At 59.5% G+C, this 23192-nt stretch carries 1 protein-coding gene (cut by a window edge); it reads left to right on the top strand.

Features of this window, described 5'->3' with window-relative positions:
• Window positions 1-23192: the 3' portion of a PKD domain-containing protein gene (locus tag RISK_RS02625; protein ID WP_160311392.1), read on the top strand. The gene continues 3916 nt to the left of window position 1, outside the view; only the last 23192 of its 27108 coding nucleotides appear in the window; the start codon falls outside the window, past its left edge; the stop codon is at window positions 23190-23192.

The following is a 23192-nucleotide window of genomic DNA, read 5'->3' as shown; positions in this document are numbered from 1 at the left end:
GCAAAGGCAACGATCTGTTCACCGTCTCAGGTGGCGTCGCCATCAATGTCGTCACTCACGATGTGGCCGCGACCATTGCGGCGACTGCAGTGCTGTCATCATCCGTGGACGTCTCGATCGATTCGGAAATCGAAAACCGTCTCAAGACGCAAACCTCGGGGAAGATCGTGACCGATGGTGGTGACAGCAGTGAAGTCGGCGGCACAGAAAAGAAAGTGGCTGCCGGAGTGGGGATCAGCATTGGCGTGTACCACAACTCATCTCAAGCCATCATCGAAAGCGGATCGGACATCCTTTCTGGGGCGCAGCTGGATGCCAGCGGCCAACTCACGGTTCGCAGCCAACTCGCGCTGCCATTGTTTGCCGAGCCCGAGAATTGGACCGGCATTCACGATGCGTTCGAGATCGACGGGTTTTCACTCGACCGTGTGGAAAACATCACCAAAACCGTTGGGACGTTGCTGAGCAATCCCTCCGGCGGAGCAACCACGGCAATCGGCGGAGAAAACACAGGCACAGACGGTGCCGCAAAGTACACCGTTGCGGGCACACTGGTCGTTGCGGAATATCACACCGAATCCTTGGCCACGATCGGGGACTTCACCCGAATCAACCAAAACGCTGCGTGGCAGGCTGCGACGCAGACAGTGACCGTCGACGCCAATACAGAAACACGATTGGTTCACACCGCCGTCGAAGCACCGACTTCGTTGTCGCCCGGTGCGATCATCAGCAACAACACCTCTGGCAAAGGTGGCATCGGTGGTTCCGTGATTGTCAACGTGCTCGACACTGTGACCCAAGCCACGATTCAGCGGGGTGCCATGGTCCGCACCGGTGACGATCAAAAATTGAAAGTCAGTGCCACGGAAGATCACTTCGGCCTCAATATCGCCTTGGCCGGTGGCAAGTCCGGCGGGTTTGGTGTCTCGGGCAGCGTCAACACATTCGATGGCACACACAAAACCATCGCTCACGTCCACGACGGTGTCACGATTGACAGTGGCGTGATCGACGTGACCGCAGATTCCAACCAAATCCAAACCGGAATGGCCGGTGGCGTGATGCGAGCCAAATCGTCGGGCGCGGGGATCAGCGTCAACGTTCAACAGAGCACTCGGGATACCCGAGCGATCATCGGCGATGGCGAGGGAATCGACAACGACACGTTGGTTGGTCAAGACGCAGCGATCACCGCGACCCGTGTCCAAGTCAGTGCCGATTCCACGGGCTGGCAAATCGGTCTTGGACTGGCCGGCGCCTCCGCATCGAACACCAAGGCTGGAGAAACCGAGGAAGAGGTCGATGGCGGCGGTGATTCCTCGGAAGACGCATCCCCCACGTCCAGCCGCACCGGCATTGGGATCGCTGGCGTCGCGTCGTGGAACGAAGTCACCCGAACGACACGCGCCAACATCAACACATCGGGCACCATCGGATTGTCCGGTGGCGACCTGCTTGTTTCCGCCGATGACTCCGGTTCCACCATTGGACTGTCGGGTGCTGGCGCGCTCGTGATCGCTGACGACAACGCCGTGGGGCTGGTGGGTTCCTTCAGTCGCGTGATCATCGACACCACCACCGAAGCGATCGTTCAAAACGCGACGATTCACAACGCTCACGATGTCAACGTCACCACCAATCAATCTGGTGAGATTGTGTCGGTGGCCGCCTCCGCCGCCATCAGTGCGGCTCCACCGGCCGCCAAAGAAGGTGGTGGATTAGGAGTCGGTTTGGCGGGCAGTGCGAGCTGGAACACGATCACGGCGAACACTGCCGCGAAGATCGAAGCAGCAGACATCATCGCCACGCAAGACGTCCACGTCACCGCCACGGACACGTCGAAGGTGTCGTCCGACGCGGGCGGGGTGGCGCTCACACTGGGAGCCACTCCCGGCGAAGGATCGGGCGTCGGCGTGGCAATCGGTGCCTCGATTGCGGCGACCAAAATCAGTGGCGGGCTGATCGCTCAGATCAATGACTCAACCGTCAATGCGGGCGGCGATGTCAACGTTCAGACCGAGGTGAGCGATCAAATCGACACGGTTTCCATTGCGGGTGGGATCGCCGTGGGGAATTCGGAAGGTGGCAACGGCATCGCTGTCTCTGCAAGCGGTTCCTACGCCTCGGCCGACATCACTCGATCCGTCACCGCCGCCATCGAGGGGAATTCCCACGTCATCGCGGGAGCAGACATTGTCGTGCAGGCAGATGATTCCGCTAGCATTCACACGCTGGCCATTGGGGCTTCGTTGGGGCTGGGGGCGAGCTCGGATGCAGCCGGAGTTGCGATCGACATTTCCGCCTCGATCTCCAACAACTTCATCGAAACCACGCTCGGCTCGACGATCGATTCGTCCACTCTCGCCGCCGGTGGCAACGTGACGGTTGGCACGCATGTTCAGGGCAAACTGCGACAAACGCTTGACCAAACCGGTGACTACGCCGTCAATGCCGCTCGACTGGACGATGCCGCGAATGCCGAGGTCGATGGCGCGAGCAACGAAGAGCAGGCCGATCAGGCCGGAGACAATGCAATCAAGCTGCGCTTGTACAAGCAGATCTACGGCGAAGTCATCGCTGCTGACTTCGTCCCTGAAATGGACATCACTCAACAGTTCAGCAAGCAAGCGGTCAATGCAAACAATCCCACCGAAGCGATCAGTGTCGGCACGGGCTGGATGGTCGTGGACCGAGTCTCAGGCGACTCCTTTTCAATCGAAGAGATCGATGGCGAACTGAAAGTCTTTGAACTTTCCCTCTCTTCCATCGCCACCGCCACAGCCGTCTCATTGGGTGGCGGTGTCGAATCCGGTGTGGCCGTCTCAGGCGGCGGTGCGTTCTCTCACAACACGGTGACGAGCACCTCCGCCGCGAAGATTTCCGATTCGACGATCCATTCGGGAACCGATACCGCAGGCACCGGTGCCGGGGACGTCAACGTCAATGCCGCCAACCAAGGCAGCATTCTGTCAACCATCGTCGCGGTCAGCGCCTCAGTTGCAGCCGGTGGTGAAACCGGAGCCGCGTTTGCGCTCGGCGTTTCCGTCGCGACGAACTCGATCGGACACGACAACGACGGTCTGAGCAATGCCTCCACGACCGCGATCATCGATGGCGCGACCATTTCCGCAAACGGCGACGTGAACGTGATTGCGACCAGCGATCAGCGGATCAGCACCGTGGTGATCGCCGTCGCGGTGGCAGCCGCGGCCAGCGATGCGAATGGAGGCGGAGTCGCCGGTGTGGGATCCTCTGTGACCAACCACATCGCGGCAGACACCATCGCGGAAATCAAGAACATCGACTCGGGTGCATGGACCTCTCACGATGTGACCGTGGACGCCAGAGACACGTCTCTGATTCGCGCCTTCGCCGGTGCCGCTGCCTTGTCGGCGGCCTTCAGTGGTGAAACCGGAGTGGCCGTGTCCGTCGGGGTTGGGATTGCGCTGAACACCATCGAATCCAACGTCGATGCGAACATCACCAACGCGGTTTTCGAACAGATCGTGTCCTACGACGAGATCGATTCGCGAACCCACGAAACGCTCGACACGTTCAACATTCGCGACTTCGCCGTCGACAACGTGACGGTCACCGCAACCAGCAGCGGGCAAATCAGCGTCATCGCCGCCAGCGCCTCCATCGCCGCGGCACTCAGCGGTGAAACAGGCGTCGCGGTTAGCGGAGCAGGAGCCAGTGCAACGAACACCATCACCGGGAGCACGCTCGCGATCGTAACCGGTTCACGATTGCACGCGGAAGGGAACGTCCAAGTCGACGCAGAATCGTCCGCCGACATCGACGCGGTGATTGATTCCACATCGCTTGCCCTCGGCATCGGCGGTTCCGACGCAGTCGCGATTTCCTTCGGCGTGACCGTGGCTCAAAATGTCATCGGCTACGAAGCCGACAACAGCGTCACTGCCGATTTCGTCACCGAGCACACGGAAGGAAATTGGGTTGGCGATCAAACTCAAATGACCAACGGACAATCGCTGAAATTGTCTTACGGTCCCGCCAAAGGAAACATCTACGAATACGTCGGCGATGATCCCATTGCGATCGACTATGACGAAGACTCGGAGGGCAGTTCGCCGGACTGGATCGGCAAACTGGACCTGCACAACGTGCAGAAATGGAAACGTGTCGACGTGTCGCTGTCACACACTCAAACGTCGGCTCTGGTGGAAGATTCCAACGTGGTGGCGAACGGTCAGCTGATCGTGGATGCCAAATCCGATTCCAATATTCACGCCGTCACGCTCGCCAACGGAGGCGCAGCCAGCATTGCCGGTTCTGCCGCCGTCAGTCTGGCAGGCATGGGCCTCGGCGTTGTCAACAGGATCGGCATGGATGTGTCCGCCCAGGTCTCCGGCAACGGCCCAACTCCCGCCACGATTGCCTATCGTGGCCCAGAAGATCGCGTGATCAAGGACGCGGACGATGATTTGCTGAGCGGTTTCTCGGGGGACGCTGTGCCCTCCATCCATGTCGTGTCGGCATCGATCACGGCAGACGACAATTCCGAAATCTCCACCGTCGCAAATGCCTCTGTGATCACGGTCGCCTTCAGCGCGGAAGCATCCGGTGCGTTCAGCATCGGTGTGTCGGCAGCGATCAATTTGTCCCACAACCGAGTCAACGCCTCGATTCAAAACGTCCAAGGCGGGATTCTGGCCACCGGGCACGACACCGCAACGGCGACCAGCCTGCAAGGACAAACGCTGACTCCCGAGCAAAGCCTTGCCGGGGACATCATCGTCGAAGCCACTGCGAACGCGAAGATTGAGTCTCAATCCATCGCAGTTGGAGTGAGCGCCGCGGTCAGTGAGGCTTCCCTTGCTTTGGTAGGCGCGGGCGCGTACTCGTTCAACGGAATTGGCAACACGGTCCATGCGACCGTCGACAACAGCCTCGTGTCAACACAAGGTTCCTCGGTGTTGAGTTCCAGTGGCGACGTGGTGTCGTCCGCCGACTTGAACGTTCACGCAACCAACACCAGCACCGTCGACGCACTCGTCGTCAGCACCTCGGTCGCTGCGAGTGGTGGGATCGTCAGTGGCAGCGGTGCGATTGGAGCGGCCATCGCAATCAATCAACTCGACTCGGTGCATGACAACGCCGTTCCAGGAAGCTACGCGTCCATCACGGGCAGTGCAATCGATGTGGATGGGACGGTGGACGTCACCGCGACAAGCTCCGAAACGTTGCAAACAGCCAGCGCCGCTGGCGCAATCGCGGTGGCGGTTTCCATCGGCGGTGCGGTCTCCGCCACCGGAGCCACCTCGACCACGAAGGTCCATTCGCAAACACACGCCTTCATCGAAGACAGCACGATTCACGCTGGACGAGATGTCAACGTTCACGCCACGGGGAGTGTGGCCGTGACCAAGGCGACTGGAGTGGGCGCTTCCATTGCCGATGCGGTCGGGGCACTCGCGGTTGCCGTGACCACCGTCACCAACACGGTAGGCAACGAAGTCCAATCGTGGATCTCCGGCGACACGGGCGCGACCACTCGCTTTGGAATCGTGGCCGGAGGCGACATCAATGTGACAGCCGACGCCAGCGACATGAAGATCGACAACGTCACCGGCGTTTCGACGGCCATCAGTGCAGGTGGGTTCTCCGCCAGCGGTGGTGGACTGAATTTGCACAACAGCATCAACAACGATGTGACAGCAAAAATCCTTGGCCAAGTCAAACTGGATGTGCTTGGCAACGTGTCGGTCCAGGCCGAAGAAGACGCCACCCTCGACGCGACGGCGGTGAACATCGACTTGGCTCTGTCCTTCGGTGCCGCACTGGGCGTTGCCCTGGTCACGAACGAAGCCTTGTCAACGATCGACGCATCGATCACGGACGCGATTATCAACGCATCCGGCGTGACCGTGAATGGCAGCGGCACCGTTGACATCAAGCGAACGGAAAGCGTCGGCGTCTCTGCGTCGCTCTACCTCGGCGTGGCCGGAAACAACAGCACGGCAAAAATCGCTCAGGCGGTCAACGCCGACATCAGCGGTGGAACGATCAGTGCCTCGGGGGACGTCGAAATTGTTGCGACCACCGACATCACGTCGCGAAGCACGACCGGTGGTGGTGCCGCAGGTGCCGTGGCCATCGGTGCCATGGTTTCGGAAACTCAACTGGGCAGAGGCGAAAACGTCGATGAGGTCACCGCTCGAATCGGCGACGGGACCACCATTCTGGCCGGTGGCGTTCGCATCGCCGCAACCAACGCAAACGACGCCCTCGGAGAAGCGATTGCCAGCGGGGTTGGCATTGCATCAGGAGTCGGTGCCAACACGATTCTGACCAGCGATCAACAAACCATCGCCTCAATCGGCGATGACGTCACCATTCAATCGGGACCGATGAGCGTCACGTCGACGTCGCTGCAGAAGCTCGACGGGGAAGCGGACGCCTACACCTTTGCGCTTGCCGCGGGCAGCGGTGCAGGGTTGCATCTCACGCTCACTGGCGACGCCAATGTTTCCATCGGCGACCGAGCGAACATCACCGCTTCCAACTTGAGCGTCGCGGCCAAGAACACGGTCACCAAGCAGAACGATGGCACTAATTTACGTTCTGGTTCAGCGGCCCTCGGCAACTTGGTGGTCTTGACCAGCCAAACGGACATCGGCACCGACGCCGACGGCGTGGATGCAACCGTGACCGTCGGCGACGACTCGAGCGTGATCGTCGACGGAGAGGAGATCGGCGACTTGAAGATCGATGTCGGTGTCGAGGTCACGGCTTACGACAGCATCCACCTCGAAGCCATCGCGGGTCTGGCGGTGTCCACCGCGCTGAGCAACCTCGATTCCAACACGGACGCAGCGATCACACTTGGCGACTCATCGATCATCAACCGTCGCGGTGATATCACGATGTCTTCCCAAGGCGAAATTTTGCTGCGGCCCAGTGCCAGCCTGTTGTCTGCCTCGGTCGCCAGTGCGGGCGGTGTCAACGCAAGTTCCGCCAGTGACATTCAGAACCGCATCGACGTCAACGGCACCCTGATCCGAGGTTCCGAAGTCCGCCTGCAAACAGGCCGTGACAGCTTCCAAGTCCCCAACCTGATCGACCACCTCGCCGACGTGGAGGTCACCACGATCTCGTTGCGACCGAGCATCACCATCGGCGACCCAAGTGTCACCATTGACTGGCACAACACCGTCGATATTTCCAGCGGATCCAGAATCGAAGGCTATCGCGATGTGTTGTTGATCGCCGATCGGGCGCAGGCCATTCCGGTGACGGGCAAGGCAGAAGGCATGGTCATGAGCCTGTCTCTGGTTCCCTATGGATACACGGTCGCCAACGACACCACGATCAACGGCACCAGCGAAGTCGATGTGGATGCCGGAGCGACGATCACGGCCGGCTTGTACAACCAAGCCGTTTTGGCCATCGGCAACGTCGAGTGGGATAAAACCAACCACGACGCCGGGACGCGATTGGACTTTGCCACGGATCAGACGCCCGTTCTGTCCGACACCGATCGGGATTGGGCAAAAACACGTTTCAGTTTCGAAGAGGACCTCGCTGAGGACGTTCCTTTTGAGTTCGCCAAACTGACCATCGATGCGATCCCGATTCTCTTGAACTATGGAACGATTGTTCGAGCCGTTGCCGATGCCAATGGTGGCGGCGTGGATGGCCAGTACTACCGCTACAGCCCTTCGGATTCCGCCGGCAACCGATTGGATCAGGCAACCAACATCCCCGTCATACTCGAAACGGCCAACTACTCGGACAATTTGACTTGGTTGCCAGTTAGCGCCCAAGAACAATCGGATTGGACCAATGACCCCTCGCTGCTTGATGAGGTCGACATGCCGTCCTACGACAGCGACCACACCGAAGAACTTCGCAACGATTTCTCAGGCAAGTTCTACGTCATCAAGAACGCTGAACTGCCACTGCCAACGTTGTCGTATGAAAACCTCGGCAACCTGTTGGTGAAGCAACGCGACACCGTCCTGAGTTGGATGCGGTCCCACAGCAACAACGCCGAAGCCATCGCGAGATACCAAGTTCAACTCGACCAAATCAACGATGAACTCGACGCGATGGGTCTGCTGCTGCCAGCGGAAGATTTGGGAGCGGGTATCACCCAACAACCAGTCCAACAATCCGTCGACGCGATCTTTGTGGAAATGCCCAGCATCGTCGCGGCTCCCGGATCGATTTTCATCGAAGCCAACACCAACACGCAAGCCGGTGTCCTGACCGCCCGGGACAGTGCCAGCATCACGATCGCCAACGCCACGCCGCTGATGTCAATCATCAACGACACCACCGTGATGGACAACCGTCGCACGGCGGTCGTCGATGGCGAACTGAAACAGTTCACCCCGGGACATGTTTACGTCAATTGGGTGTTGCCCGAGGGTTTGCCCGACGGTCAGGGCACCGGCGAAATCTCGATCACATTCACACCGCCGGATGCGACTGCTGCGGAACTTGGCTTGCAAAACCTGCCCGCTGGCTTGCAAAAGGACCTGTACGTCAATGGCGACATAGTCAATCAAAACGGCACCGTCCGAATCAGCAATCCGTCCGGCAGCATCAACGTGGCGGGCGAAATCCGTTCCGCTGAAACGATCATTCAGGCGGGAAATCAATTCACGCTCAACACACCCTCGTTCCTGCACACCAACGTTGACCCACGGCAATACATTGACTTCGCACCGCTGCGGGCCGCGGTGTTCAACACCGACGGCCATCTAAAACGCGACGTTTTCGCGACCACTTCCGACGTCAACGCCGACGGACACAACCTTGCCACCTCGATCAGCGAAAGCCGATCCGCGATTGTTGCCCAAGGGGACATTTCCGTCACGGCTCGCTACCTGAACATCAACGGGCTGATTCAATCCGGCGTCGACACCATCACGCTGAACATTGATTCTGATTTCAATCCAGGCCGAACGACCGAATCGTTGATCGATGCCAGCGGCAATCCATTGGCGGGACTGTCTTTCACATCCGACACGAGTTCCACCTCCATCCCGGTGAACGGCTACTTCGACGCGGCCAACAACTCAATCGTCATTCGTGAACTCGAACCCCAAGGCGGCCACATCACCCTGGCAGGTCAAATCCTGTCGACCGGCGGCGGCAAGATTGTTGTTGCGGACGGTTACGCGTCTCTCGACGTCGACAACCAATCACCGTTTGACATCGTATTCGACAGCATCGATTTGACTCGGGACCGTATCGGCGAAATTGTTCTGATCGATTCCGAACTGCTGCGTCGAACGACTTACAAAACCACCTCGGCAGGGATGACGGAACTGCACGAGATTGGCACGCTCAACAGCACACCTGCCGGCGGACTGCCACCGCAAATCGAATACACGCCCGCCCCTGGCACGCCGACCCCGACGGCCGCTAGCCAACTCTATTACCCCGGTTCGTCGGACCAGTATTCCAGCGCAACCAGCGGCCAAGTTTATCTGTGGATCGAAGGCCAAGAGAAAACGAAAACCGTCGTCCGTGTGTACGAGAAGAAGTCCTTCAATCTGTTCGGCGACAACTCGTTTGCCGACCTCTTGGAAAAGGATAGCGGCTACTCCTATCAGTCGATCGAATTCCGCGATGCCCAACCCATCCTGCAATCCGAAGTCGTCGTTCGCCCCGACGAAGCGGACTTCCCCGACTATGTTGGCGACGACCAGTACACGCTGACCTATGAACAAAAAGTCGATCGCAACGTCAGCGTTTCGCCGGAGCAAACCATCATTCGGGTGATCGCGGACCACAATGCGGGCGGCACTGTCGGAGACTACTACCGGTTCGCGGGAAGCGTTACCGAATCGATCGACCTGTCAAAAGAAGACTACGCCGACACCAGTCGCTGGACGAGTGTCGCCAGACCGGCCAGCGGCACCACCGACGTTTACGACAGTGACTACGTCAACCAGTCCCACCACGTCGAGCAGTGGACCACCGGTGGCGGATGGCTGCGTTCAAAGACCGTCCACTCACGTGTCACCGTCATCAGCGGTTTGACGGACTACTACACACACACCCTGATCGCGGATCGTCCGATTGAGATCACCTCGGTCGGTCAAGCGGGAAAACCAAGCCTCTCCATTGTCAGTGTTGGCGACGTGATTTTCTCGGGCGACGTCGAAGTCCCCGCAGGTTCGGGAGTCGTGATCACGAGCACCCAGGGCAACATTCAAACCACGGGCACCTCGGGTTTCTACGGGGAAACACCAATCCTGACCGCAACCGTTGGCAATGTCTTTGCCCACATTGAAACCGGTCATTCACCACTCACCACGACCGCCGGGGGCGACATCACGATCCATGGGATTGGACAAACTTCCGCTGCAGCGGACGCATCGTTGATCACGATCGGCAACGTCACCGCGGGCGATGACGTGTACCTGAACGTTGCCGGTGGGCTGGTCGCGGAGAACGAATCCTCCATCGTGACCGGTGACCATGTGCAGTTTCGCACCCGAGATGGTTCGGTTGGCGGCGATTCCACGTTGAGAGTTGACACAACGTCTGGCTTGTCGGCCTACGCGAGCGACGACATCAACGTCATCGAAATCTCCGGCGGATTGAATCTGGTGTCGCCGACCGCCTACACCGATTCGGTCGTTGCGATCCTCAGCACATCCGGCGACGTGACCGTGACGGCCGCCTCAGGCGATGTTGTCGATGGAATCATTGAATCGGATAGGGCGCCGACTCCCGAACAAATTGACGCGATTGACGCACGTCAAAAACTGTTCGGAGACGCCGCCACCGCTGCCGCTCACGAACAAATCCGTCAAACCGAAGCGAGCAAGACTCGGGATTATCACAATCACTGGCAGACTCGTATCGAAACACAATCGGTTGTCCCGACGATTGCCTCAACCATCCATGTCGCAGCGATCGATTCGGCAACTGGAACCATCACCACCGTCGCACCGCACGGACTGGCCTCCGGCAGTCTGATTCGATTCAACAACGACGGAGCAACTGGCACCGGGATTGTCAGCGGTTCCCTGTTGTACGTCGTCGTGACCGGAGCGAACACGCTTCAATTGGCACCGACTCGTTACGATGCGGCCATTGCCCCCGATCCAGGATCCGGCCTCTCCCACGAAGGCATCCGGTTGCCGATTGCCGCTGGCACCGATCCAACCGCCATCCAACTCGAACGATTGGCGTACGCTGTCACCGCCGAAGCGGGCGAACCATACGGAGCTGTTTACAACCCCGACACAATCGAGCGTTTGGACGACGACACCCAAGCGTCGATCATCGCCGATCGAGTTTTCCAAGCCACGACGACCGATTCCATCATCACCGCATCGCTGGCGCACTTCCTGTACCCCGAAGCCGCCTCGACGATCTCACCTGCCGCGCCGACCAACAACGAAACACTCAATGTTTCCGCCACCGATGTCAGCTTGACCGCGTCGGGACGAATCGGTGCGTTGCTGCAACCACAAACCATTCATCTGGCGAACGGTTTGGAGTCCTTGTCCGATTCAGAAAGGACTGCCATCCAAGCAGCCCGAGTCGGTGATGTTGTCGGTGTCCACTATCGCATCTACCGCTACACCGGCGCCGCCAGCGTGGACATGCAACTGGACCCCGATAAGCTCGCCTCGCTCGTCAGCGACGACGCGAATTGGTCGGTTGTCACTCCTGATTTCAACACGACGGACAACACCGATCCGATCGCCATTCAAACCCACCAAACGGTGTTGGTCGAATCGCCTGACGATGAGTACGGATGGTACGAATTCATCGCTGCGGACCAAGACGTCACCCTGTCCGGAGAAGATTTCTCCGACTCGTCGCGTTGGCAGCTCGTCACGATCGCTCACAACACAAGCGAATCGTTTGACGCCGCGACCGGGACCAGCGGTGCGGGTGCATCGGTCACCGTTTCAACGGGCGATCTGATCGAAGACCGAACCATCATCGAGCGTTTGCGACTGCACCGAACCGATGACATTGATGTCGAAGTGACTGGTTCTCTGATCGCCAGTGCACCTCAAGGTGTGGCCATCGGCGGCCACGGCGATTTGGGAGTCGATTCGATTTCGTCGGTCAGCGACGTGCGTGTTTCCGCGACGGGATCCCTGATCGATCAGGGAACCGGGTCATTCGCGATCAATGCGGGTGGTCACTTGGACATCAGCGCCAGCACGATGGGTGGTGTGGACCTTGATTCCGACTTCCGAATCGTCACCCCGGGTCTAACACGACTGGAGGCCATCGGCGCGATGCGAGTGCGGGCGACGTCGGGCGACTTGAACCTGATCTCCGGGATCGCTGGCGGTGCGATGCGCATCAGCACCGACGCTGGAAACCTGACCATCAGCGAATTGACTTCCGACGATTCAATCACGCTGGACGCAAACGAAAACTTGATCGGCGCACCGATCACATCGCCCACGATGGTCCACTTGGATGCCCCCACCGCATCCATTGCGACGGGGGGTGATTTAACGTCCAACACGCAAGCCTTGCGATCCAAGATCACCGGCAATTTCGATGCGAACATCGGTGGCAACGCCTACGTCAACAACCTCGTTGACCTGCATCTGAATGACGTCACGGTTGCCGGCACGCTGGCGAGACTTCATTCCGACATGGACGTGATGCTGGGACGAGTCAACGCCCCCGCAGCAGCAGTGACCATCACGGCGACCGGTGACATTCTCGACGGCCGCGAAACCGGCACCGGCGGACTTCCCGATGCGGACGCAAACGTGGTTGCCAACACCCTGAACTTGACCGCCTCGGGCGGGACAGCAGAAATCGGTTCGTCCGACAATCCGTTGGAAATCGACGTGGCCGGGCAAGTCGACGCGACCGCGGACGTGACCATTCGCTTGGCCGAAGTCAGCGGTGACCTGAACATTGGGCGCATCACAGCGGACATCGCCGACGTGCTCCTGTGGGCCGACGCCAACTTGATCGACGCGATGAACGACACGGCAACCAACGTCGCCGGTCGGAACATCACTTTGAATGCCGGGTCTGGCATCGGTTCGGACGCGAATGACTTGAAAATCGACACCCACCACAATGCCGCGACCACAGAGGGACGGTTGTCGATGGAAGCAGGTGCTCCAGTGTTCGTCACCGAAACCACCGGTGGATTGATCGTGGATTCAATCGCCACCACCGCCGGCAACACTCGCCTGACCGTGCGTGATTCCTCCGCGACCGGTGAAAACCTGTTGCTCGATTCGGCTTCGTCGATCGATGTCGCCAGCGGTTCGATCACCTTCCAGGTGGGTGACGACGTGACCGTTTCCGAGGGCGCAAGTGTCACCGTTTCGGAGGAAGTCGTTTTTGAAGCGGATCATGGCAATGCTGATCTCGGTACCGGATCCACAATCGAGATCCGTCAAAACATTGACGCTCCTGTCACACGACTGCACGGCGGCTCGGATCAAGATTTCGTTTGGCTGAAAAACTTGAACGCCGACCGCTATCACGTCGACATGCGTGGCGGCACTGACGCGATCGACATTCGCTTGGACCAAATCGGCAACGAACGTGTCAGCGTCACCGATTCGGGCAACCCCGATGACGGCGACGACACGCTGACGATCCACACGACATTGGAAGATGACACCGTGCTGCTGCGGCGAAACTTCATGGCATTGCTGCAATTGGACGGCGACGACAATCCGACCGCCAACTTTGAGCGAGTCGACATGGATGAAACCATCAATGGTCGCCTGCGAATCAATGCCTACGCTGGCAATGACTCGTTCTTCATTGATGACAACTCCACTGCCACCACGATCGATGGCGGTGAAGGCGAAGACGTGTTCCAGGTTGGCCAGGTCTTCGGCAGTGACCCAAACGCGGCGGGGTCAGCCGTCAATGGGGTTTACCCCAGTGGTGTGATGGTCGGTGACGAAATCGCAACCACCGAGATCACGCTGGGCTATTTGTCGCATGGCATTTCCAAGCCGATGGTGATCTTCGGCGGTGCGGGGGAAGATGAGTTTTCTGTCTACAGCAACAAGGCGTCGCTGCGGATGGAAGGCGAATCCGGCGATGACACGTTCGTGATTCGGGCCTTCATCATCGAAGGTGAAACCGTCGTTGAAGGCGGCGACGGCGACGACCTTGTTCACTACAACATCAACGCGCCCGTCAGCATCAACGGTGGCGAAGGCACCGACCGCGTCGTGGCGATCGGTTCCGAAGGCGACGATAGTTTTGTGATCACGGCCGATGGCATCTATGGTGCCGGCCTGAACATCAACCTCGATGGTGTTGAAGAAGCGTTCGAGATCGATGGCCTGGAAGGCGATGACTCGTTCTTCGTGCTCGGAACTCGCGCCGGTGCGACCTACACCATTGTTGGCGGACTGGGAAGCGATTTCATTTCGATCGGTGGCGATGTCACCGACACGATCGTGTCAGGATCCGACAGCGGTGCCTCGTCGATCATCAACCACGGCGTCGAATCGGATGACACCGACTACGCACAGGCACACATCGGTGGCGTCGGCGTGACCATCACGGGCGACGACACCGGGCAAGAGACCGGCATCGTGTCGATCGTTCACTCCGGTGGCGAATCATCCGTGATCGAAAACGCGTATGACACCTCCGCCGACTTCGCGACCAACTCGATCGACAATGCAACCCGTTTGGCGTTTGACAACTACACCATCGGAATGGCCGTCGACCGTGCCAATTACGCCGGCACGAAAGCCTACCTGACCGTCTCCGCAGCGGGTGCGAGCAAGACCAAGGGCACTGAAAGTGATCCCGCCAAGGGAATTGAAGTTTCGCTCGACGGAGTGACTTGGCAAACCGCACTCACGTTGGTGTTTGATTCCGGATCCGACGCGAATTGGAAAACACCGCGGACGATCTACACCCGCGCGATCGGCGACGATGTGGCCGAAGGTGAAACCCGAGCGATCATCAACCATACTCTGATCGCCCGCACGACCTCGACCAACAACACGGTTCAACAGCGGGTCGCCAACCTCAACACGTTGCCGATCGAGAACCTGTTCGTCACCGTGTACGACGATGACCTCGGCGGACTGATCCTTCGCGAAACCGAAGGCGGGACGACTGTTTTGGAAGGCGACCTGGCATCCGGTGCGGGGATCAACGATTCGTACACCGTTCAATTGACCAGTCGCCCAACAGCCGATGTCACGGTCTTGCTTCACCACGACGGGCAAATCAGCACCGACGCGGTCGCTGACACGTTGACGTTCACGCCAGAGAACTGGAACGTCCCGCAAACGGTCCTCATCACCGCCGTCGACGACGTTGATCTCCGAGAACGGGTCACCTCCACGATCACGCATGAATTCAGCAGCAGTGACCCGACGTTCAACCCTGCCCATGTGATTGGCTCGGACACCGCTCCGACCATCGACGTGACGGTGATCGACAATGCGACGGCCGACGCCCTGATCGTGGAATCGGATGGACGAACCGTGGTCTCTCGCGATGGTTTGACAATCGACAGCTACACCGTGCGGTTGACCAAGGCTCCCACGGCTGACGTGGAGTTGCCGCTGATTCTGTACGGGCAAACCGAAGTCTCCGTCGACGGTGGATCGAATTGGTTCGGCGCGGATCAACCGCCTCACCTGTTGTTCACCTCCGTGAACTGGATGGAAGAGCAAACCGTGCTCGTTCGTGGTGACGAATCCTTCACACCCGCTGCAGAATCTCAGCCGACAAAGTCGTTCACAGCGAGTCCCCACACGACCTCTCTGATGGCCGGTTCGATCATCGTCAACGGTGGCTCATCAGGCAACTCCCATGATCTCACGCTCGCCGTGATGTTGCCAACCGAGACCGCAACGGAAGCAACCGGAACGAATGACTTCACCAACGAAGCGGTGCAGACCGACACACTGGCCGTGTTCAACGACGGATCGGCAGCGGACGACGAATTGAATGTCACGCCAACTCAGTTGACCGGCATCGGCATGTCCACGGCCGGAATCACCTACCAGGGTCTGGAAGTGGTCGAAATCTTAATGGGCAGCGGCAACGACACCATCAATGTGACAGGCACGGCAGTCGGCGCGACAACGGTCATCCATGGCGGCGGAAACCGAGAGACTTCTGGCGTGATGGGCGGCGATACGTTCACCGTCTCAGGCGCGAGCCCCGACGGTGATGCGCCGTTGATTCTGCTGGGCGATACATTCCAAGACGGCACACGTTATTCGAGCACGTCCGGCATCAGCAACGGCAACGCTTACTCGTTCGCCGATCACGGGAACGATGTGTTCGACATCAGTGCGGCCAACTTCGGGGTCGTGGCGTACGGTGGGCGTGGTGACGACCAAATCAACGGCGGCAATGGCAACGACCTCTTGCTTGGTGGCTCGGGGAATGACGTCATCGTCGGCGGTGCGGGCGATGACCGGATGATCGGTGACACGGGTCTGAACGCAAACTTGAAAACCCGTTTCGATCTCGCGGGTTTGATGTTGGACGGTGTCTACGATCCGATCCTTGCCTTCGCGGTTGCAAACGCGACCAGCGATTTTTCGACGAGCGATGACATGACGTTGGCGGGCGCCGACCGCATGACTGGCGGTCTCGGCAACGACCTGATCTTTGGTGACCATGCCGACATCACGATGGGAATCGTCCCAGCCCAACCCGGCGACGAGACGTTCCAGAACCAAGATGGGATCGTCCCAGAGCGACGGGGTTTGGCATTGCTTGGCCTGACCAACATGCAGTCGATGCAAACTCGTTCTCCCATGATTGGCGACGACGATGAAATCGCGGGTGAATCAGGGAACGACCGAATCTTCGGTGGAGCCGGCGATGACCAGATCAATCAAACCGGTGGCAGTTTCGTGTTCGATCCGGAAACCGGTGACGACGTGATCGTCGGCGACGGCGGACGTCTCGTCTACACGCGGGCCGATGGTCTGCTGACCTCTCCCATGGCTCTGACCACGATCGAAACGGTGGACTCCGGAATCGGTGGGATCGACATGATCACTGCGGGCGACGGAAGCAACGTGATTCTCGGCGGTGCCGGTGGCGACCAATTGCATGCCGGGAACGATTTGCTGATCGACGTGGTGCTCGGAGACGAAGGCCGCGTGACCTACGATCCGAACACCGGGTCGATACTCTCTGTCGAATCAACCGCTCCATCCATGGGTGGTGCCGATTCGATCACCGGGGGGCAGGGCATGAACGTGCTGGTCGGCGGCGCGGACGCCGACATGATTCATGGCAATGCGGGCAACGACTTGATCTTGGGTGATTCAGGAATGATCACTTTCGAATCGGGATTGTTGATCAACATTCAAACCACGTCGCCGGATCTCGGTGGCTCCGACACAATCCTGGCTGGCGAAGGCAACAACATCGTCTTCGGTGGCGCCGGGTCTGACCAAATCACAACCGGTGATGACGCCGACACCGTGCTGGGCGACCACGGTTCCGCCACCTTCGACGCAGGATTGCTGACGCACATCCAAACCAGCGATCCAACCCTCGGCGGTGATGACACCATCCTGGCCGGAGCCGGTGACAACCTGGTCTTCGGTGGTGCCGCGAGTGACAATCTCACGACCGGCGACGATGACGACACCGTGCTGGGCGACCACGGTTCCGCCACCTTCGACGCAGGATTGCTGACGCACATCCAAACCAGTGATCCAATCCTCGGCGGTGATGACACCATCCTGGCCGGAGCCGGTGACAACCTGGTCTTCGGTGGCGAAGGCGGCGATTCCATCACGACCACCGGCGGAGCGGACATTCTGCTCGGCGATGGCGGCGAAGCCACCTTCGTTGCTGGAGCACTCACCTCTCTGCAAACCACTTCCCCCGAATCCGGCGGAAACGACACGATCCTGGCCGGCGAAGGCAGCAACATCGTCTTCGGTGGTGCCGCGAGTGACAATCTCACGACCGGCGATGACGACGACACCGTGCTGGGCGATCACGGTTCCGCCACCTTCGACGCAGGACTGTTGACGCACATCGCAACCAGCGATCCGGCACTGGGCGGTGACGACACCATCTTGGCCGGAACCGGTGACAACCTGATCTTCGGCGGGGAAGGCGGCGATTCCATCACAACCACCGGCGGAGCGGACATTCTGCTCGGCGATGGCGGTGAAGCCACCTTCGTTGCGGGAGCACTCACCTCTCTGCAAACCACTTCCCCTGAATCCGGTGGAGACGACACGATCCTGGCCGGCGAAGGCAGCAACATCGTCTTCGGTGGTGCCGCGAATGACAACATCACGACCGGCGATGACGACGACACCGTGCTGGGCGATCACGGTTCCGCCACCTTCGAAGCAGGTCTGCTGACGCGCATCCAAACCAGCGATCCGACCCTGGGCGGTGACGACACCATCTTGGCCGGAGCCGGTGACAATCTGTTCTTTGGTGGTGAGGGCGGTGACTCCATCACGACCACCGGCGGAGCGGACATTCTGCTCGGCGATGGCGGTGAAGCCACCTTCGTTGCTGGAGCACTCACCTCTCTGCAAACCACTTCCCCCGAATCCGGCGGAAACGACACAATTCTCGCCGGCGAAGGCAGCAACATCGTCTTCGGTGGTGCCGCGAGTGACAACATCACGACCGGCGATGACGACGACACCGTGCTGGGCGATCACGGTTCCGCCACCTTCGACGCAGGATTGCTGACGCACATCCAAACCAGCGATCCAACGTTCGGCGGTGACGACACCATCCTGGCCGGAGCCGGTGACAACCTGGTCTTTGGCGGTGCGGAAGACGACGCCATCACAACGGGAAGTGGAGTCGATGTGGTGATCGGCGACGGCGGTCAAATGACGTTGACCGAAACGGGATCACGAAACCAAATTCGCACCATCGATCCCATGCAAGGTGGCGATGACACGATCGACGTCGGCGATGGCGACGACATCGCTTTGGGTGGAAATGGAAACGATGTGATCGAAGGCCGCACCGGTCACGATATCCTGCTGGGCGACAACGGGCAGATGGACTACGAACTGGACACGACCTCCCCGACGTATGCTCCTGGGACCATCGATTTCGTCACCACAACGGACTCGGGTGTCGGCGGCGCGGATACGATTCACGGTGGGATCGGTGACGATATGATTCTCGGCGGGACCGCCGGCGATCAACTGTTCGGAGAAGCCGGGATGGACCTGATCCACGGCGACAACGCATCGTTGGATTTCCAAATCACAGCGTCAGGGATCGTGGATGTCGCGACAGTCCTCGCCCCGACCGTTGGCGGACGCGACTCGATTTCCGGTGGCGATGATGATGACACATTGATCGGTGGAACCGATGGCGACACGATCCATGGCGGTGGCGGCTTCGATGTCATCTTCGGCGATCACGCAACGTTCACACGTGCCGAGGCCCTCGGTGCTCAACTCACCAGCACATTCGTTGCGGCGACCGATGGCGGTGGCAACGACGTCATTTCTGGTGGCGATGACGATGACATCGTCTACGGCGGACAAGGCTCGGACACGATCGATGGCGATGCCGGCGACGATGACTTGGTCGGCGGACACAATGTTGCGGGCGGTGCCGACGCAGATGACCTGATTCACGGTGGCGATGACAACGATGTGATCCTGGGTGACAACGCAAGGATCCAACGAACCTATGGCGGTGTCACACGCGACTCCCGCCAAACCTACCTTGCCCCGATGCAGTCGATCGTGATGCGGGACGTGTTCGCATTCGATCAAGACGACCTGATTGGTGGAAATGATGAACTGCATGGCGACGCGGGCTTGGACCATCTCCGTGGCCAACGCGGCAACGATGTCATGCATGGCGGCGAAGGGGATGACGAATTGATCGGCGGCTTGGGTGCCGACACGATCTCAGGTGACGCTGGTGTTGACTTGATCCTCGGTGATGAAGGTCAAATCCTGCGAGGATTCAACGACGACAGTACCCCGCGACTGAACACCGACGGATCCTGGCATCGAGATCTGCTGACCGAGCAAATCGCCCACGTCACAGACATCATTCCGATGGACCCGTCCACGCTGCAAAACCCTCCTGCGGAACTGGCGGCCAAATTGCTTGCGGCTGACCGGATTCTGTTCGGCGCACTGCGAACTTTTGACGACGTGCTTCTGACCGACCCATTGTCCGGATTGTCTCGCAACGTCGCGATCTTGATGGACATTGAGGCCGATTCCAACGACACCATTTTCGGCGGCGACGGAGACGACTTGGTGATCGGTGGTCGCGGCGACGACACGATCGATGGCGGTGGTGACAACGACACACTCATCGGTGATTTCGGTGTCAACACCACCTCGATCATCGGTGACCTTTCCATGATGGCAGACTCGCTGCGGTTGATCGCCAGCGAATCAGCGACGCTTGCGGGAGTCAACTTGTCTTTGCCCAGCGGCGGACATGTGATTGTCCCGGACATGGTCGCTGTTCCCGGCGACTGGCTCGCGGAAGCCCCACGTTGGGACCGGATCTCAGGAGTCAACGCGACGCTTTCGGAGATCGCCAATTCGGATGCGATCCCAACCACAGACGACGTGTTCATCAACGCGTCAATCTTGGTCACGCCGACGCTGGTCGATCGCTCGGCGGTCAACGACGGGGCGGACACCATCTTTGGCGGAGACGGCCAGGACGTGATCGCAGGCGATTCGATGATCGTGCAAAGCGAGTTGCAATCGGACGTATCGGCATTGCAAGCCTCGATTGACGAGACTCAAAACTCGATCACCGGGTTGATGGTCGGACTCAACGACATGCTGCTCGATCAAGCCGTCGTGGACTACGAGATCCGAAACCTTCCTATCCCCAGTCGCAACACCGACATCGGCGGCGACACGATCGATGGCGGCAACGGCGACGACACGATCGTCGGCGACCAAATGGTGATGGAGATGCCCGAGACTCGCGTCATCCCCGGCGACAGTGAACTGTCGGACGCGGCGGCGATCGCCGAGAACGCGGCCTCCATGATGGACTACCTGGAGGGACTGCGAACGGTCGCCTCCGACGCTGGCACCCTGATCGGCGTTGCCCACATCGGTGTGATCGACACATTGCTGGCCGATGCCGCCAGCCAACGCCCCAGCCTACCGGCGATCACCGGCCGCAATGTTGACTACGTCGACACGCTTGAAATCACCATTGGTGAAGACGACATTCGCGGCGGCGACGGCAACGACATGCTCGTTGGTGGTGACGCTCGAGTGGTGGCACCGATGATCACGGGAGACCTGTCCGATTTGCCCGACACGATCGTGACCCCGGGCCTCACGACCGCAGAGTTGGCCGACCTCGAAGTCCAGCTTCAAACTCAAACAACGGCGGCTGAGACTCGTTTGACGCAGCGTCGATCCACCCGTGCCGTCGACATCAACGAGATGCTTGACAATCGCACTCCGCTGAACCGGATCGCGTACGTCGCCGAAATGGATCGAAACATCGACCAGGACGAAATCAGCGGCGGCATCGGCGATGACATGGTGATCGGTGACAATGGCGTGCTGGTGATGCCATTGGTGCTGAACTCACCCGCGGATGCGATCGCAACGTTGGAACTCGAAAAGCACGTGGAGAAGCTGCTCGATCAGTTAGCAATCCTGGACAACGCCCAAGTCCCGACCAACGTGCAAACGACCGAGGGACGTCTCGCCCGAGCTGCCGAAACCAGTGAACGGCTCTCGCAAGGTTCACGTCATGGTCACGTCGATGCCCGCTGGGAAATCGGGAACGATGACATCGACGGTGACGCCGGCAACGACATCGTCCTGGGCGACCATGCCGCGATCCTTGCCCCCCGTTTGATCGATGCACCATCCACTTCGGTTGACCTTCGATTGGCCGTCTATGCGATCGAAGGAAGCGATGTCAACGAAACCTTCTTGATGCGATCGCCAGAGCTCTCCGGGATCAGCCTCGATTTCCACGAGGACACCATTCAAGGCGACGAAGGCGACGACATTCTATTGGGCGGCATCGGCGACGACCGCGTCAACGGAAACGACGGCGACGACGTGGTCCTTGGCGGCACCGGTCGCAACCTGGTCAACGGCGGCGCCGGAATCAACCAAGTCAGCGAGGAGGGTCGCAACTATCCCAGCCTCGATGACGGCGACGAACTCGGTCAGCGATTGTTCACCACCACCTCGCCACAGATGACGCAGTGGTTGCTCGACGCAGCCACCTCTGCTGCAACGACCGAAACCTGGACGCCCGGCGGACTTCCCCCCAGTGACGAAGGCGGGACGCCCGTCGATCCGCCTGCGACTCGCACGGTTGCGATCACCGCTGGCTCCGCTGGCGTCGTCGGTCAAACGCTACAGTTCAGCGCCAATGTCACCGACGCTCCCGACGGTGCCACCACCGAGTACACCTGGGAAGTCAAAGACTCCGACGGCCGCGGCGTTCATGCTGGCACGGGCCAGTCCTTCACGTTTGTCGCCGATGAACCTGGCACCTACACCATCACCGTCGAAACTCGCGATGACGTCAACGGAAGCGGAATCGCATCGACCACGACCGTCGTCGCACAAAACCAATTGATCCCCGACCCCGACAACCCGGGACTGTTCATTCTGGTGATCGGCGGCAGTGGTGAAGACGACCAAGTCCGACTGGACACGGTGCGTGGCAAACCGAACAGCATCGAAGTCGATCTGCGTCTGGGGAAACGGACACGCGTCATCACAACCTACGACAACCTCAGCCGAATCGAGGTCTATGGCGGAAACGGCGAAGACGACCTCTACGGCGACCGTCGCTCAACCATCCCGGTGCGGTTCTTCGGCGGAGACGGTGACGACAAACTGTCCGGTGGCGGCGGAGACGACTACCTCGATGGCGGCCGCGGCAACGACCGTTTGTATGATCGCACCGGCAACGACATTCTGATCGGTGGCCTGGGCGCTGACCAACTCGATGGTGGGGACGGCGATGACCTGATCATCATGGATTGGCTGACCACCGTTCCAGGCAAGACCGATGCGGACAGGTTGATCGCCGTTTGGACCGACACCTCCCAAACTGTCATCAACCGAGTGGCCACCTTGGAGGACGATCTGATCGCCGCACTCAGCACAGACGGATCGAAAGACCGATCGCTGAGTGAGCGCGGCATCGACGCCTACTTCGCCTCTGCCGAAGACGACCTCCGCCTCCGCCCCGGAGACGACGTGGTACGAATCATTTGA

The sequence above is a fragment of the Rhodopirellula islandica genome (assembly GCF_001027925.1).
GTDB lineage: Bacteria > Planctomycetota > Planctomycetia > Pirellulales > Pirellulaceae > Rhodopirellula > Rhodopirellula islandica.
The sequence above is the reverse complement of the archived record's forward strand: the minus strand, read 5'-3'. Positions and strand labels throughout refer to the sequence as shown.